8 protein-coding genes and 1 pseudogene are annotated in these 18107 nt (G+C 43.1%); all 9 read right to left on the reverse strand.

The window, feature by feature from the left end:
• Nucleotides 1-17: 17 nt before the first annotated feature.
• Nucleotides 18-139, reverse strand: a pseudogene (locus tag IQI_RS21300) (deoxyribose-phosphate aldolase); the annotation flags it as partial.
• Nucleotides 140-757: 618 nt separating this feature from the next.
• Nucleotides 758-1774 (reverse strand): LacI family DNA-binding transcriptional regulator, encoded by a 1017-nt coding sequence (locus IQI_RS02480; protein ID WP_064091166.1) that lies wholly within the window; start codon nt 1772-1774, stop codon nt 758-760.
• A gap of 888 nt (nt 1775-2662) precedes the next feature.
• Entirely contained in the window at nt 2663-6514 is a 3852-nt protein-coding gene (locus IQI_RS02485; RefSeq protein WP_156509819.1) for a TIM-barrel domain-containing protein, read from the reverse strand.
• Nucleotides 6515-6595: 81 nt separating this feature from the next.
• A complete protein-coding gene (locus IQI_RS02490) occupies nt 6596-9859 on the reverse strand; it encodes a TIM-barrel domain-containing protein (RefSeq protein ID WP_156509820.1) in 3264 nt (1087 codons plus the stop codon).
• Between the two features lie 80 nt (nt 9860-9939).
• Nucleotides 9940-11616, reverse strand: a complete 1677-nt coding sequence (locus IQI_RS02495; protein WP_064091168.1) for a glycoside hydrolase family 13 protein — start codon at nt 11614-11616, stop codon at nt 9940-9942.
• Nucleotides 11613-14954, reverse strand: coding sequence for a glycoside hydrolase family 31 protein (locus tag IQI_RS02500; protein WP_197489697.1), 3342 nt, complete (start codon nt 14952-14954; stop codon nt 11613-11615). Before IQI_RS02500 ends, IQI_RS02495 begins: the two co-directional genes overlap by 4 nt.
• Nucleotides 14955-15021: 67 nt before the next feature.
• Nucleotides 15022-16287, reverse strand: a complete 1266-nt coding sequence (locus IQI_RS02505; protein WP_064091169.1) for an ABC transporter substrate-binding protein — start codon at nt 16285-16287, stop codon at nt 15022-15024.
• A gap of 31 nt (nt 16288-16318) precedes the next feature.
• Nucleotides 16319-17203, reverse strand: coding sequence for a carbohydrate ABC transporter permease (locus IQI_RS02510; RefSeq protein WP_408006849.1), 885 nt, complete (start codon nt 17201-17203; stop codon nt 16319-16321).
• Nucleotides 17204-17206: 3 nt separating this feature from the next.
• Nucleotides 17207-18082: a carbohydrate ABC transporter permease gene (locus IQI_RS02515; RefSeq protein WP_064091170.1), complete on the reverse strand. Its 876-nt coding sequence runs from the start codon at nt 18080-18082 to the stop codon at nt 17207-17209.
• Between the last annotated feature and the right edge of the window lie 25 nt (nt 18083-18107).

The following is an 18107-nucleotide window of genomic DNA, read 5'->3' on the forward strand; positions in this document are numbered from 1 at the left end:
TTATGTAATTTTTATAATGATGCTGTTTTCACCCATATTGGATTCACACAAACAGATGCAAATCCATGCTCCCTCGCTTCTGTACAAAGTTCCAAAATCTGTACTTTCATGCCATCTGCTTCAATAGTGTGTGTGCAATTTTTTTGCGGTGTCCATATTACTCTCCTTTTCTTTACATTATTCATTTAATAAAAGCGCTTTCAAAACACCGATAGAAATTGTTTTTTTTCGTTAACCCAGTAGGTCTACTCGGATAATACGTGAATCCTAATCAAGCCAATTTAGATTTTTTATAGATTCTTTTCTTTTAATGAAATACCAAAAATGTAAACGTTTAGATTTTTTGTTAAATTTTTTTAAAAAACGTAGTTGATATTATTAGATTATTTAAGAGTAAATGTAAACGTTTAGATTTTTCTGAGTTTAGAATAGCACCTTTTAATTAAACTGGCAAGGTTTTTTTGGAAGGGTTTTCATAAAACCTTTTAATTAGTAAAAACATACTATCCTTCTTTCGTAAGAAGTTCCTAAATTTATGGGAGATATTGAATGAAGTAGAACTTTTTACACTAGAGAGTTCTGCCAATAGATCAAAAGCGAAATAATTTCTCTATAAAGAATCTTCATATGCAGCGGTTGTCTGGAATAGAGTTAATAAAACTTCTTTGACGTAAAATACTCTCATTCAAGTAGACAGGCATATTTTTCACCTGTCTATTTGAATGAGAGTATGTCGTAATTGATAATATTTTCGAACTTATTCCCCCATAAGCCGGCATGACTGTCTAATAATCAGTTCTGGAGTTAGTAAATATTGTCGATGCGGAAGATTGCCTTTAAAGTTAATTCTTTCATACAACAGTGTAAGGGCAATTTCACCTATCACATTCATCTGTCTTGACACAACTGTGAGCTTCGGGTTCAGAAATGTTGCTATATCTACATCATCAAATCCAATGAACGACACTTCACTGCCCAACTTCCAGTTCAAATCATTCAATGCTTTCACGCAACCTATTGTCATCAAGTTATTTGATGAAAAGATTGCAGTTGGACGTTCATCAAGTTCTTTCAGTTGTTTTGTTCCTGAGTAACCACTGTCCTCTCCAAAATCCCCATTAATTACAAGTCTTTCATCAAAAGGAATATTATAATCCTCTAAGGCTTTTTTATAGCCAAGGAACCGTTCCAATCCCGGCGTTGTATTTTGCGGACCGCAAATAATGGCAATTTTTCGGTGCCCCATAAGAATCAGTTGCTGGACAGCTTGATATGACCCTTTTACATTATCGACCAGAACAGTATCTACCTCAAAATTTTTAATACTTCGGTCTACCGCCACCACTGGTATATTCTGATCCTGAAGAAGCTTCAGTTGGTCACCACTTTCATCTGCGGTTGTGATAATAATACCGTCTACTCCGCGTTCAATGAAGTTTCTGATAATTTTTTCCTCAACAACAGGTGACTCGTTTGTGCTACTCAGAATGGTGACATAATCCTTTTCACGCGCTTTTTGTTCAATCCCAGCCATCACGAGCGGAAAGAAAGGATTTGTGATGTCAGTGACTATTACACCAATCGTTTTGCTTTCTTTTCGTTTAATGGTCCTTGCAGCAGCATTTCGAATATAGCCCAGTTCCTCAATCGCTTTTAGGATTCTCTCCTCCGTCGCCTTTCTAACACCGCCCTGATTATTGATCACCCTCGACACCGTTGCGATTGAAACGTTCGCAAGCTTTGCCACATCTTGAATATTTGGTTTTGAATCCATTTCTGCATAACTCCTAAAATATAAACGTTTAGATTGTTATTTCTGACATTAAAATAGCACCTTTTCATATAATTAGCAAGAATTATTGAATTGTGTTTCTACTTCATAATTACTCACTTATTTGCATTCATATATTTTTGCAAAACTCTTAGTAACCCGATTTTATGTCATTAGTTCATATAGTTTCAGCCCTTGAACAAACCCATCCTTCCCCCTAAATCACTGAAGAAATAAAAAAAGAAGCTTCCCAAAAGTTCAGCGAACTCCTGAGAAGCCTCCGTTAATATCCTCAATGTTAGCAAAATGTCAGCAAGCCACTCTCACCTTACCAACAAATCCTTTTATATCAAGGGTTGAGGGGGCAGATTACATCATGCCGCCCGTAAGGTGAAAGTGTGTAATATCTAACATGCTGTGTGCGTAAAATGCGTTAAATCAGCGTTTTGCTGAATCCTTTCTGTAACATCTTTAACTTGGTGTCACCGTTTTTCATTGGATTGCGTTAGCAAAATGTTAGCATTTCAAGCAGATAATTTGTCACCAATGTTCACACACCCCACATGGCTAGAGTGGTGATGGGAGTTAAATGGTGTAGCAGTGTTTACCTTAACCTTGTATAAAGCTCTCTAATAATAAAAATGGAAATGCAATTATGTCGGTGCCTGACCTCCGTTGCATTAATACTTTAGCGTAGTGGGGGTCAGGCACCTAATTAGGCACCTAATTCTAATAATGTGTCTATAACAGGAAATATACTGACTACTATTTTCTTGTACAGAGACACAAAATGGGTGCCTGACCACCACTACATTAAAAAGTAATGGAGGTCAGACACTGCAAAGAACACCCTAGCCTTAATAATTATCATTTCAAAAAGATACAACACCGTCAGTTTGATGAGGTTAGTTTTACTTGATCAATGTGTAGTGTCGTACCACCTGGTGAATCTACAAAAAATCCAACATCAATCATCCCATTTGTAACCAAAACATCATCTACCTTTATTAATTGCCACTCATTATCAGGGGATAGATCAATAAATTGATCACTTCCACCATAATTGGTGATTTCAAGGCGAGCTATGTTAGGCACGGTGTTCTTCAAACGGACCCAAGCTTCAATTGAATATTCTTCATTATTATCAGGTACGTTAACAAGTTGGTGTATGCTTTGTTTGTAAGCGGAGCTTTGATAGAAATACGCCCTTTGGTCTAAATGGAAAGCTGTTTCAGGAGGATTCGTTCCAATTCCCTCATCAACACCATAGGCCACGGCTTGTCCACTCGGATGCCACTCTGTCCAGTTGTCTGGTAAACTCACATCTCTTTCAAAACTACCATTATCTAAAATATTTTTTTCGTATAGCCCATGTGAACTTGATGATAACTTTACATTTAATTTATCCAAGTTCACATTACCACTATCACTAGCTGTGTATTCATACGTAACTGTGTTCAGCCCTTTTGATAGTGAGACTGTATCATTCGTTGTGTTCCAAATGTTCCAATTACTACCTGAGTGATCTAAAGATAGTTGACGTTGGAAATTTCCGTTTGTGATCAGTGATAAAGTCTGTATACTTTGAGTTCCATTTGAATAATCAAGATTTAAATCGTAGTTCCCTGCTTGAGGTGCAAACACATCAAAGGTCACGGATGAACCTGTAGATGTTAACCCATCAACAAAAAATTCTCCCGAATAGAACCAGTGGTTTTGATTCAAACCGGCACTTCCTACAAGAGTGGCTGCCTCTGCTTCATAAGTTGAAGTATCGTATTTGAAAGGAACGACGATGTGGTCAATATTGACTCGTCCGCTATCTCCTGCACCGCTATTATTAGCGAAGGAAACAATACTTTGTCCAGAATCAAGAGGAACCTTCACTTCTACAGTCGACCAGTCACCCCAGCTAGCAGTAGCAGAGAACGTCACTTGTTTCTCATAGTCTCCATTTACAAATAAACTCAGTGTCTGCTCTGAACCACTTCCATTTGAATAACGAACGTTCACACTGTATTCACCTGGTGCCTTAGCTGTTGGGTAAAACGTGACTTTAGCTCCTGCTTGGTCTAATCCATCTACGAAACCACTTCCAGTAAACGCTGGATGGTTATTGTTAGAACCTGCCTGAGTAGAAACCGTGTCCCCTGATAAAGAAGCATTTTCTGCCTCCATTAGATAGGACGTTACACTCACATTAGCATCTCCCGTTAGATTCAGTGTCTTTGTAATAGTTGAAAGGGCCGACACTTTCACATAAGTAACGACACCATATTCATCTTTACCTACCGCAAAGCCTTCTCCACTAGTCTGCAATAAACTTTCTTTATCATTATAGGAAGGTAAACTGATTCCATTTGCCGTCACAGAAGTAGCTGCTTTACCGTGTATCTCAAGAACATAGTCTTCTAGTCCAGAAGTGTATGAACCTTCCTTCGACTCAATTATCACTTCGACACCATTCTGCTTAATAGTTGTTATGTCTTGTTTTAAGAACTCACCATTTTCATAATCATAGCTCTCTCCATCGTCGTCATAATAAGTGAAAGTTGTCTCATTCGTAGAAGGAAATACGTCTACATTCACTTGAGTTATCACTTCCTGTCCTACATAATCCAATGACTTATGGGAAGGTATGATCGCCCCCTCTTTAATAAACAATGGAATGTCAGTCCATTCGTTTGAGTCTAATGAATAGTTGATTGTTTGGTCTCCCTCGTAAGTTATTCCCGTAAAGTAATCGATCCACTGACCTGGAGGTAGATAAATTTCTTTAGACATCAAATTCTCTTCGACTACTGGGGAAACATAGAGATAATCGCCAAACATCCACCCATCGGTATAGTTTTCTACACGCTCTAAATCAGGATACTCCTGCATAAGTGGCTTCACCAACCCTGTACCATTTTCAAAAGCTTTTCTTTCATAAGCATACATGTAAGGCATCAGTGAATACCTGAGCTTCATCACTTGTTTTGATACTTCCTCAGCCGTGTTTCCGAAAAACCAAGGTTGCCGTTGGTGATAATTGTTACCGTGTACGCGAAATACAGGTGAAAATGCACCAAACTGCATCCATCTTGTGTATAATTCAGGAGATGGGTTTGTAATCTTACCGTCTTCCTGATTGAATCCACCTATATCCATTCCCCATTTAGGCTGGCCATTATTAATAGAGGACAGCATCACAGATTTCTGTTCTTGCATCCCCGCTGCCCAGTTGATTTTTTCTCCTTTGTAGAATTGAGAACCTATATCTCCAGACCATAGAGTCGTCGCAAACCTTTGAGTTCCTGGATAATATGTTCTGCCTGTCTGCCATACCCTCTCTGAATCATTTGTGTAATCTCGTTGTCCCTCATACATTGCCTGAGAAAAATGAGACGTTGTGAAATTGCCGAACCAGTACTCGATGCCATTCGAAGAAACTTTATCCGTTTCATCATTCCACCAACCTACTATACCTTTATCGTAAGCACCTTCATAGTGATTCCAAAGCCAATCTCTTGCTGCAGATTTGTAAGGGTCAATGCTTCTTACTTGAACTGGAATGAAATAATCTTGGTATTCCTGGTGACCCGGGTACCAATAGCCCCCACTCTCTGCATCTTGGTATTGCGTTGTTCTTTGCCCGGCTTCATTTTCTGTAACGATTCGAGGCTTTGTAATCCCAATCATATGGATACCTTTGTTATCCATTTGGTTTTTGAAATTGGTAGTACTGCTATCCGGGAAGTTATCTGTATTCCACCTGAACGAACCGTAGTTGTCCTCACCGTAATCCTTCCAATCATAATCTAACCCATAGCTATCAATGGGTATATCCTTAGCACGATAGGTGTCAACCATAGAGGTCATCTCTGATTGGTCTGTATCCCATTCAAAGTTCGAGAAACCTAATGACCACTTCGGCATGATTGGAGACTTCCCTGTAAGATCAGTGAATGACTTCATAATGTCATCAGGATCACCAAGCATAATGAAGTATTCAACATCTCTTTTAGAATATCTTCTTCCTTCTTCAGGGGTGCCTCCATAGTAAAATTCCAGTTTGCCACTTGCTTCTTCTGTGTAGGGATAACCGCCGTCACTATCTACTAGAAGGCCGTACCCATCCGTCGACCAAAAAAATGGTCCCCCTGAGTCACCTTGCTGTCCTGCATGAGCTCCGTGCTCATTGTTGTTGCGAAGTAAATCTCCTCCACCCTCAAAGGCATTGTAACTTCGGACCCCGTATATGTTATCTCCTAAGTTATGTTTAAACCGAACCCCATCGTAAAAGACTCCTCCTTCTGAGGGCTCCCACAGCATGGTGGATCCGTCCGGTTTCTTAACCGTTACTCGTGCAGGTGACTTAGAAATCTCAACTGTCATTTGATTAGTCGTGATTGTTATGGGGTCAGTCGTTGCATCGATTGTGGCATTATTAAAATTAAATAATCGATTTGGATCCAGTATCGGTGTATCTGGACTGACCGTTTCCCCATTAGGTCGATAATTGACTCTAAGTAAATTGTCTTTCAAGGGTTCCAATATGAGAATGTCATCATTAGGGTTCTGCCCATTATCAATTGTCAGCTCAAGTACCCCATTACTCACTGAGCTATTTAATACATTTCCAAGTTCACTCGCATCTGCCTCAACTTTGATCGAAGGAGCAACGAACAACAGTAGGACAACCATCGTGATCAACCCTGTAAGAATAGAAAAAATCGTTGAGAACTTCTTTTGTGATTTCACTACAGCCTCTCTCCTCTCATAAGAAAAAACAGGGCGAACGTTACCTCATTCATAACATTCGCCCTAGCTACTAGAATTTGATTAGTTGATACTTAAAGAATCAAGGTTTATCCCACTATAACTAGCTGATCCATAGCGTATCTCAACCGTGTTCAAACCTGCATTCAAATTGGTGTTAACCTCTGCACGATTCCAAGTATCCCAATTGCTCGTTTTTCCTAGGAATACATCTGTTACCTTCGTACCGTTTACGAATACTTCCCTTGAAGCATTCTCCGTTCCAGCAGAATACTGGATACCAAGGGTGTACATTTCACTCGTTGAGACGTTGACTTCAAATTGGACAGAATCACCAGACTGAGCGAACCCATCTACAAAGCCTGTCCCTGAGTAGCCGCTATGATTTGTGTTTGTTGAGACTCCATTCAATTCAGCATATTCAGCTTCGTATCCCGGCTTCTCCACACCACTCAACACGACTTCCTGATTTCCTGCATTTTGATCCAACCTTACGTATGTCAACCGTTGTTCAGCATCATAATACCAACCAGAGTTACTGGACATGAACTGAGATAAGCTCGAATGCTCGGTCAACGAAACGCTATTATTTGTAACGCTGTCAGGTTTAGATGTGAACACTTGTAGCGCCGTTTGCGTATTCGTTGTTGGAACATCGATTGTTACTGTTCCCAGATCATAGTTCTCATCGGATACAATTTCCTTCACACTGCCTCCGATATCGTCAAACCAATCATAAGAGGTGAAACCGTCAGGATAAACCCTGAATGTCAATTGGTTATATGCCTCCAATTCGCTACCGACGGATCCACCTAGATCATAGGAATCATTAAAGTTCATTGGTAAAATGCTTCCGCTTCTCACAAAGACCGGAATATCATCCACACCAGCATAATAGTTGATCGTTTGGTTTCCAGGTCGTTTTGCACCGTAGAAGAAATCAATCCATTCCCCTTCGGGCAGGTACAGATCCCGTGACTGGGCTCCTTGCTCTACAATAGGAGAAACAAGAAGACTATCCCCGAACAGATATTGTGTTGAAATAGCATGTGTATTCGAATCTTCAGGGTATTCGATACCCAAAGACTTCATAAGCGGTACACCCTGATCACTGGATTTCTTGGCTTCACTATAAATGTAAGGGAGGAGGTTCATCCTCATGTTCGTATACTCACGAAACGTATCAATGACCGTTGAATCACCTGTACGATCCGCTACATTCCAAGGAGAACGTTCTTCACTTACTGATGGATTCGCTTTTTCAGAGTGGAACTGCATAATCGGAGAAAAAGCCGACATCGTTGTTGACCTCTTATATAGTTCTGCAGTTGGAAAGCTTCCAGTAAATCCAGCTAAATCCCAACTCCAAAATGGAATTCCAGATGCGTTGGCAGAGAGTCCTGCTCTTATAGCATCACGATATGCAGAGAAAGTAGACGTCTGGTCACCAGCCCAAAAAATACCGTGTTCTTGGGCCCCTGTAGTCCCAGCTCGACTAAATGTAAGAGCGTCTGATTGTTTAGACTTAGCAAACTCACTATAAGCTGCAACATATTCATTAGGATACTGGTTTCTCATTTCATCACCAGCTTTACCATTATCAAACGTAACATCTCTTCCCCAGACCATTTCGCCGCCATCCGTCTTGAATCCATCAACTCCGATGTCATCAAACAAATAGCTACGCTTCGACATCCACCAATCCGTAGCTTGCTGATTCGTGAAATCTAAAAGGAGGCTGTTTCCAAACCATTTATTCTCCGGTACGCGATAAGGGCTACCATCGCCATTTTCAACAGAATATCCCTGATTGATCATATACGCTTCATCGTTATCTTTCTGTTGATAAGCATAATCAGTATATTTCAAAACAGGAATTTGCCACATCAATACTCGTATGTCGTTCGCATGAGCGTTATCAACCATCCCTTTAGGATCAGGCCACTTCCCACCAAACGTATAGTCTTCATAACCGAGTGACTGGTCTCCTGATACAGGGGTGTACTGAGCATCATTAAAAGCATAGAAGGTATGCTCGTCACTCCATTGTTCCAAAACCATCGCAGTTGCTGGAATGTCATAATTAGACGCCTGGGCAACCGCATTGTCTACTTCTGATTGACGGTCCCACTCGTTCGCTGACATCCATAGACCAAAAGCCCACTTCGGCAACATCTCAGGTTTAGCTGTCACGTCTGTGTAGTTGGCTATAACATCCGGAAGATCCGTTCCGTGAATGAAGTAATAATCCAACATAGCCCCGCTGTTTCCACCAGTATCTGTTGTGAAACTATACATGTCCTGTTTCTCGGTTGCTAATTTGAACTTGGAATAGTAAGTAGAATGGACAAGCAATCCATACCCATTCGTGTTCAAGAAGAATGGAACGGCTAAGTAAGTACGTTCACCTTGATTACGATATTGGTTGTAAACATAAGTATCCACTTCTGTTCCACGCTTGCCGATTTGGTTGTAACGTTCTCCAAAACCGAAGAACTCTTCATTGGTTGGTGTGTAAAAATGGTTCTCGACTTTATCAATCGTGCTGCTGCCATCTGTCAACCAACCTGCTGTACGATTTTGAACAGGGTCATATTCCTCAGCAACTAGCGTCTGCCCGTCCTCCTCGTACACACTCATTTTGTATGGATCTTTTTGTATTTTGATTTGCAACTCTGAGGTACTCACGACGATTTCATTTGAACTTTCGCTAACCGTATAATTACTAAGTCCGCTATCATACGTTCCTGTACCATTCGGACTCATTTGAACGCGAAAAACATCGTCAGCCGCAAAAGACAAACTCATCTCTGGTGTGAAGTTCCCGTTTGTAGATGAACCTGAGAACTCTACACGATTCGTATTGTCCGTGAAGCTATTAATAGAGGTAAGGTTCTCCCAATCAGTAACCGTAAAATCGAATGAACCTATCGTCTTCTCATTCGCCCCGTCTTTGTTTGCATGTACGGTGTACTCTACATCATCCCCTTGACTAAGAGAGCCCAGGTTCACTTCCCAATAAGTGTTGTTTCCATCATTGTACTTAAAGTCACCGTTGATCACTGGTTGTTGTACACCATTTTTCGTCCAAGTAACCCATGTGGACTGTCCAGGTTCAACAGGCCAAGTGGTTAATTTGATTGAAACGTCTTGTCCAGCAACAGGATCCCGCGGACTTCTTTCTGTCTGTTTGACTTCGTAAAGACCATCAATTCCATACGGATCATGGTAGACTCCGTCTATAGCGTAGGCAGTAGCTGAGGTGAAAAGAAAAAGGAAGAAAAGCGAAAGGAAAACAACAAGAAAATTCTTACTTAAATGTTTAATAGAAATTACCTCCTGTTTATATTAATCAGATCGAAGAAACAGACGTTCACCCCCTTTTATGAATCTCGGGCTCTCAATTACTACACTTTATACACACTACCTTCATATGGACATAAAACCCCACGCCCCAAAGAACCATCCTCATTCGAAATCAGTACAGAAGCCCCCTGAATCCGCTCCACAACATCCGAATCCAGTTCCACCTCATCACCTGAGAAATTACACAAAACGATAAGAGATTCCTGATCCCCTTCTCGTTCATAAGCAAAAACCTTCTCAGACTCTCTCATCAAAAGATGGAAAGACCCCTTCGAAATGACATCCATATCTTTACGCAACTGAATCATCTTTTGGTAATAGTAGAATATAGATTTTGGATTGTTAAGAGATTCCTCAGCATTGATCGTCCTATGATTCTCATTCACTTTCAGCCACGGCGTTCCGGATGTAAAGCCCGCGTGAGAGGACGTATCCCACTGCATCGGTGTCCTGGCGTTATCGCGGCCTTTCGTATAGATCGCATCCATGATCCGATCTGTAGACCACGCCAGTTCCTGCTTTTCTTTTAACATGTTCAACGTTTCAATATCCTGATAATCTTCTAAGCTAGCGAATCGAACATTTGTCATGCCAAGCTCTTCGCCTTGATAGATGTATGGCGTCCCTTGCATCATGTGCAGGCAGGTGGCGAGCATTTTCGCAGATTTCTCACGGTATTCCTGGTCATCTCCAAAGCGGGAAACAATCCGCGGCTGATCATGGTTGTTCCAATACAAGCTGTTCCATCCGACACCGTGAAGGGACGTCTGCCACTTTTCAAAATTTTCCTTCAGCTCTCTGAGATCCAGCGGCTTCAAGTTCCACTTGTCGCCTCCGTGTTGGTCCAGTGACATATGCTCGAACGTAAAGATCATATCCAGTTCTTCATTCTCAGGATCTGTGTACGCTTTCGCATCTTCAGGTGCCGCTCCCGGCATCTCTCCGACCGTCATGACATCCCGGCCTTTCAATACTTCCTGATGCATCTCTTGTAAAAATTCATGGATTCTCGGACCATTCAAGAAATAAGGACCTGGATCTCCATACTTGTCACCTTCATTTACCTTTCCATCTTCCAGAGGATAATCTTTGGAAATGAAATTGATGACGTCCATACGGAACCCAACAATCCCTTTATCCATCCAGAAATTCATCATGTCATAAATATCGGCACGAAGCTCAGGGTTCTCCCAGTTCAAGTCGGGTTGTTTTTCGGCAAAAAGGTGCAAGTAGTACTGATCGGTAGGTTCGTCATATTTCCATGCCGATCCGCTGAAAATGGATCCCCAGTTCGTCGGCGGCTCTCCGTTCGCTTTCCCGTCCAGCCAAATATAGTAGTCGCGGTACGAATTGTCTTTGCTGCTCTTTGATTCGACAAACCACGGATGCTCATCTGACGTATGGTTGACTACAAGATCCATCACGACCTTGATGTCCCGTTTGTGCGCTTCTTCAAGCAATTTCTCCATATCTTCCATTGATCCGAATAGTTCATCAATCAGCCTGTAATTTCGTATGTCATACCCATTGTCTTCTTGAGGCGAATCATAGACAGGGGACAGCCAGATCACATCGATTCCGAGTTTATTCAAGTAGTCGAGCTTCTCTATAATGCCGGGAATGTCCCCTATTCCGTTTCCAGTCGTATCATTGAAACTCTTCGGGTAAATCTGATAGACCGTACTTTGCTTCCACCATGCGATTGTCATTTTTCTCATCCTTTTTTGATTGTCTTTTCCGTTCGCGTGTTCTTCTCCGTACCGATTACTTCTATATTTAATGATTCCAGGTCCGTACTCACATGTACTACAACCTCGTCATCCTTTACTTCTACATCCAACTCGACTTCATGACCGAGATGGTCGATGAGCTTCTCTTGGAAGGATGAGTCACAATAAATCCGACATAGCGGCTGTTTGTAGGAAGTTAGATCATTGCCAACAGCGCTTCCTAATTCACCTGATTCGTCGACGTTCAATAACAGCGCCCGGTTCATGCGCACGAACACAGGGATCTCTTCGACTCCAGCAGTAGACTTGAAATACGTCGGACCTACGAACACTTCCTCTGTCCATAAATCCACCCATTTCCCTTCCGGAAGATACACATTCCGTTCGATCTCTCCTTCTTTAATAACAGGCGCAACAAGCAAGGATTCGCCGAATAAGTATTCATCATAGATGGCTGTCACCCGCTCATCTTCTGGAAAATTAAGCATGAGCGCTCTCATCAATGGTTCTCCTGTGTCACACGCTTTGAGCGACTCTTGATAGAGGTAAGGCATCAGATTCATCCGCACATTCGCAAAGAAGCGATACACATCGATGACTTGGTCTTCTCCCGTACGCGAGGCAACATTCCAAGGCGTCCTATCTTGGCTGAACTCTGCTTTACTTTCCGCATGGTACTGCATGATCGGGCAGAAGGCTGCCATGGACGATGAGCGCATAAACAGCTCGGCCGTCGGGATGTCACCGTTGAATCCAGCCAGGTCCCATCCCCAAAAGACAACGCCTGCAAGTCCAGCGTTCAACCCAGCAATCAGGGATCGTTTAAACGCATCGAAGGTAGACCGTTCATCTCCCGCCCAGTGCGCCGGGAATTGCTGAGCCCCCGTGTAGCCCGCCCGACTGAACGTGATGCCGTCGTTTTGTTTGGCAAAACCGTAATAGGCACCAATGTAATCATTCGGATACTGGTTCCGCATTTCACTTCCCGTCTGTCCATTCGCAAACTGCAGATTCTTCCCAAACACGAACTCGCCGCCATCGGTTTTAAATCCATCGACCCCAATATCCAACAAATACTGGCGCTTATCGAACCACCACTTCCGTCCTTCTGGATGACTGAAGTCCATGATCAGACTATTCGTGAACCAATTCTCAGGAATGCGATACGGGCTGCCGTCTTCATTTTGGACGACGTATCCGTTCTCGATCATGTACGCTTCATCCTGGTCTTTTAACGGGTGATGCTGTTTGTTCAAGTATTTCTGAATCGGAATCTGCCATAGTATGAGCTTCAGGTTCTCATCGTGGATCTGATCGACCATCCCTTTTGGATCCGGCCAGCGTCCCCATGAAGGGAAATCCATCTCCTCATAACGATGGATATACCCTGGTTCGTTCAACTCATACGTTGCATCATTGAACATGTAATACGTCGCTTCATCGCTCCACTGCTCCAACACGATCACCGTAGCTGGAATACCATGATCGTTCGTCGCTTTGATTTCGTCCTCTACGATCGACTGACGATCCCAGTTATTGCTCGACATCCAAGGTCCCAGCGCCCAGGCCGGCACCATCTCAGGCTTGCCCGTGCCATCCGTAAACGCTTGAACCTGTTCTCTGTAATCTCCGAAGTAAACATGGACGGTGGTTTCCTCCACATTTTCATTTTGTTCAATCAACCATGTGCATCGATCGTGCAAAGAGGAGGCGAGGTCGAACTTCGTGTACATTGCTGTATCAACATGACATCCGTAACCCTTGTTGGTCATATAGAACGGTATCGGGATGTACGTCCGCGTTCCTTGGTCTCTGTATTGGTTATACACATAGCAATCAATCATCTCCCCGCGCTGTTCCATCGCATTGTAGCGCTCCCCGAATCCATAGAATTGCTCTTCTTTAGGAGAATACCAATGCAGCTGGAATTCACAGACCCTCCCTGCTACATCCTCTTTCCACTCGAGAGGAGCCACCAACGGATGCGACCTCAGAAATTCCTCTTCTTTGTAAAAAAGGACGATTTCCGACGAAGCGGTCTCCACATGCAGACGATAATCTCCGGCCGCTATCGACGCACTCTCAGAAGCACCATCCGGGGTGTCCCCACCTGAGTGAGGCCGAAGGTTCATGTCCATCCCTTTCTCACTGATTTCAAACGTGAGTCGATGCCCTTCTCCGAACCCGAGTTCCAGCTCTCGCTCTGTGGCTTCCACGATCGAAAAAGCATCAACGGATTTCTTTTTCCTAGTCGAGAGGGTATATGTATCAGAGTAGAGCTCTCCCCCTTCTTCAAATGTAACGTGAAAGACATAAGAATACGTTCCGTGACTGGGGAGTGGAGCTAGTTTTCCTTGATAGATGATCGCTTCCTTTCTTACCTTCGGTGATAGTTCGATCGATTCGCTCCATGTACCAGTCTCATTATCCACGCGCACTTCCACACGTTGAATGACCCTTTCACTAATGACCTTGCAGGCGACCTGTACATGGTCTTCGGTGGTCGGATAATGCGGGGATCTTTCCGTCAACTGCGGCAAGTACACATTTTCATTGCCAAGTGGATCATGAATGACCTTGTCCCCTTCTTTATTCTGGGAAGCGTAATAATCGAATAAAGCCAGAATGACATCGCCAAGTTCGTCTGCTTCCGGGTGATTCCTCGTTAAGCGGGCGAAATGGTGTGCTTTTTCTTGGTCGTATTTCTCAAGGAAATAGAGAGCCATCATCGCGGTTGCCGCTTTGGACGTTTTGTCTGCTCCATGGTAAGGCATCATGCCGTCTGCTTCTTCCAAGTGCAGTACCATTTTTTTAGTGGCCTCTACCATGATCAAGTCTTCTGGAGAGAACAACCCGTACGGCATGACCGCAAGCGTCTGATCGACAGAGATCCCCCTGTTTTCCTTGGCATTCAAGGCCGTGCCACCCGAGAGCAGTTCGTTGAAGACAAAATCGCGAATGACGGTCATCGTTTTCTGTACTTCCGTCTGCTGACGGTTATTCTTCGTTTCCAATAACGCAGCATACGCCATGGAAACATGTGACAGATAGATGTCTCCACCGTTCCCCCATATATCGGAGTGAGACTGATTCCACTGTTCCGCTATATAGGTAATGAACGGCTGGTCATCAATAGCGGTAAGTTCCTTATCATTTGGCGTCAGACCCACTTGTTTCTGAAACAACCAAAGCCATGTAACAATCGTGTAAAAAGGATCCTCTACCAGATTGGGCCGGTACGCTGTGAGAGTTTGTTTGACGTCGGAGTGATTTCCTTTCAGTTGGTCTACATGAGCACGAAGTAACGATAAATAGGCTTGATCCACGTTTACCATCCTTTCATAAAGAAGGATATATATGGAGATTCCCACATATATCCTTCCTGTCCCATCCTTAATTTAAAATGTTTTCGTATTCTGATTGAAGGGTCTTCAAGACGTCTTCCGTTGATTTGCTTCCATTCAGTGCTTTTTCGAATTCTTGGTTCGTAACATCATTGATCTGGCTCCAGTTTTCAACAACAGGAGGCATCACAAGAGAGTCCAAGGCATTGAAGACCGCTTGACGATTCTCTGGAGGGGTCTGCTCTAGGTATGGCTGAAGGATTTCTTCATCCGACACAGCTGGAAGCTCCCAAGAGTTTTCAACACGAAGTTCGGCCACCTGATCACTCGCACTCATGAATCGTGCAAACTTATAAGCCGCTTCCTGTTTTTCGGTATCAGCTGATACAGCAAGACCATTGGCAAAGAAGTGGTGCGCTTTTTGTGTGTTGCCTGCTTCTAATGCAACATCCCATTCAAAGGAAGCTTCTTTGAATGCATCAAACATCCAGATTCCTGTGTGGACGATTCCTAGCTGCCCATTCAAGAACAGATCCGCTGGAGCTTGCCCGGACATTTCACCAGGTGATGGTGTAACGCCTGATTCCGTCACTTTATCCACCATGTAGTTGAGCGCTTCTAAGTTTTCTTCCGTATCAACTGTAGGATTCCCATCTCCATCGAACAGCTGACCACCGTTTTGAGCCGCAATCTTAAAGAACTCGTTCATCGTCGTTGGGGCATATGTACCCCAAACATTGTTCTCTTTGTTTGTGATCTTCTCAGCTGCTGCCAGTTCATCTTCCCACGTCCAGTCAGCAGTCGGGTAATCAACACCCGCTTCATCAAACAATTCTTTGTTATAGAACGTCAACACGTTAGAGAAACTCTCGACCATCCCATACTGTTTTCCATCATACTGATACGCTTCGAACGCTTCTTGGTTCAGCTGGGAAGGATCGAATTCTTCATCCTCTTCAATAAAACCAGAAAGGTCAGCTAATGTCCCCTTGGACGCATACTGAACGAAATTCTCATAGTTCAGCTCGAATACATCTGGAGCATTGCCCCCGGCCAAGCGTGTTTGCAGTTTCGTGAAATAATCATCGTAAGCAGCAAGTTCTGTATTCACTTTAATATTCGGATTTTCTTCTTCAAAGGCCGTGACGATATCAGCCAGTACATCTTCATAGTTAGGCGCAGCGGAAAAGCTGTAATACGTAATTTCTGTTGTGCCGCCCTCTTCTCCATCTTCTCCACTTGTTTCCGAAGAACAACCAATCAGTCCAACGACAGCCAACAAAAACAGCATAGATAAAAGCCAGATTTTCTTCATGTACTTTTCTCCCCTTTTAATATAATGGAATTTATTCTTTCATTCCGCTCATCGTCATGCCTTGTATGAAGTATTTTTGAGCGAAAAGATAGACGATTAAAATAGGTAAGACACTAATGACAACACCAGCCATCATCAATCCCCAGTCGGTCCCCCACCGTCCTTGCAATAAGGAAAGTCCCAATGGCAAAGTAGCTAGTTCTTGGTTGCTAATCACAATCAAAGGCCAGAGGAAGTTGTTCCACGACTGCATGAAGGTAAAAATTCCAAGGGCCGCAAGCATCGGCTTGATTAACGGAAGACAAACGCGGTAAAAGACTTGGAAATGATTCGCACCATCCATGAAGGCCGCTTCCTCTAGTTCTCTTGGAATGCTCAGCATCGCCTGTCTCATCAGGAATGTTCCAAATACGGCGAACATGGTCGGAATGATCAGACCTTGATACGAATCCAACCATCCGAACTGCTTGATTAGAATAAACTGTGGGATCATTGTAACTTGTGTAGGTACCATCATGGTGGCGAGGTATAAGAGGAACAGCTTATCCCGACCTCGGAACTGCATTCTTGCAAAGGCGTAAGCGGCCATCGAACTGAAAACCATTTGCCCGACTGTGGTCAACACCGCAACGAGAACCGAGTTCCACAAGAAGCGCATCATCGGAAACTGTTGAGTCACTTGCTCATAGTTTTGAGTCGTCGGTTGATTTGGGATGAGTTCAGGAGGCAGCACCATTGTCGCGCCGTCCGGCTTTAAGGATGTCGAAACCATCCATAGAAACGGCACCAACATAATGAGAGCGCCTCCAATTAATAGTAAATAAAAAAGGGTTTGATTAAGGTTCGGGCGTCGCTTTGATTTTTTAGACTTTATGTTTTGATAAACCATAGCCTTGCTTGAGTTCTCCATAGCCATCGATCAATTCGCCCCCCTATCCTGAATCTTCATTTGAATCCATGTAAATAGAAAAATGACTAAGAACAAGATCCAACTCATCGCAGATGCGTATCCCATCTCAAAATAGCGGAACGCGTGATTGTAAATATTCTGTACCATGACAACGGTTGAACCCCCTGGTCCTCCACCTGTCATAATCATCACTTGGTCAAATACCTGGAATGAATTGATTAACGAAATAATCGTGACAAAGAACGTCGTCGGAGCCAGTAATGGAATGGTGATGTTCCACAACTTCTTCGCTTTTCCCGCCCCATCTATGGACGCAGCCTCGTAGAAAGATGGAGAAATATTTTGTAGTCCACCAAGGAACAAGACCATCACGAATCCAATATCCTTCCAAGCACTTGCAAGAATAATTCCAATCATCGCTGTAGTCGGATCATTCAACCATTGAGGGCCGCTGATTCCGATGACAGAAAGCGCATAGTTGATCAGACCGTATTCCGGGTTATACAACCATTTCCACACAAGGGAAACCGCAACCCAACTCGTTATAACCGGTAAAAAGAACGTAGCCCGAAAAAACGGTCGGAACTTCATTTGTTGGTTCAGCAGTAACGCACAAGCTAAACCGAAGACTAATACTAAGGGGATATAGCCGAGAATAAAGAGAAACGTATTTCGGAAAGACACCCAGAAATCAGGATCCTGCATCAATCGTATGTAGTTCTCGACACCGTTAAATTCAATATCTCCAAGTAGATCCCAGTCAGTGAAGCTGATGACTAAAGAAGAAACGATCGGAGCTCCTATAAACGTCAAGAACCCTAACAAGTTCGGCAGAAGAAAGATACAAAGCCAAAAGACTGTTTTTTTCTTCGTCATGCCTACCACAGGCTCCCACCCCCTCTCAACATTT

It is taken from the genome of Rossellomorea aquimaris TF-12 (assembly GCF_001648555.1).
Taxonomy (GTDB): domain Bacteria; phylum Bacillota; class Bacilli; order Bacillales; family Bacillaceae_B; genus Rossellomorea; species Rossellomorea aquimaris.

Coding starts and splice junctions, on each gene's coding strand:
- IQI_RS02480 (WP_064091166.1), bottom strand. CDS start 1,774: ATGGATTCAAAACCAAATATTCAAGATGTGGCAAAGCTTGCGAACGTT.
- IQI_RS02510 (WP_408006849.1), bottom strand. CDS start 17,203: ATGGCTATGGAGAACTCAAGCAAGGCTATGGTTTATCAAAACATAAAG.
- IQI_RS02495 (WP_064091168.1), bottom strand. CDS start 11,616: ATGAGAAAAATGACAATCGCATGGTGGAAGCAAAGTACGGTCTATCAG.
- IQI_RS02505 (WP_064091169.1), bottom strand. CDS start 16,287: ATGAAGAAAATCTGGCTTTTATCTATGCTGTTTTTGTTGGCTGTCGTT.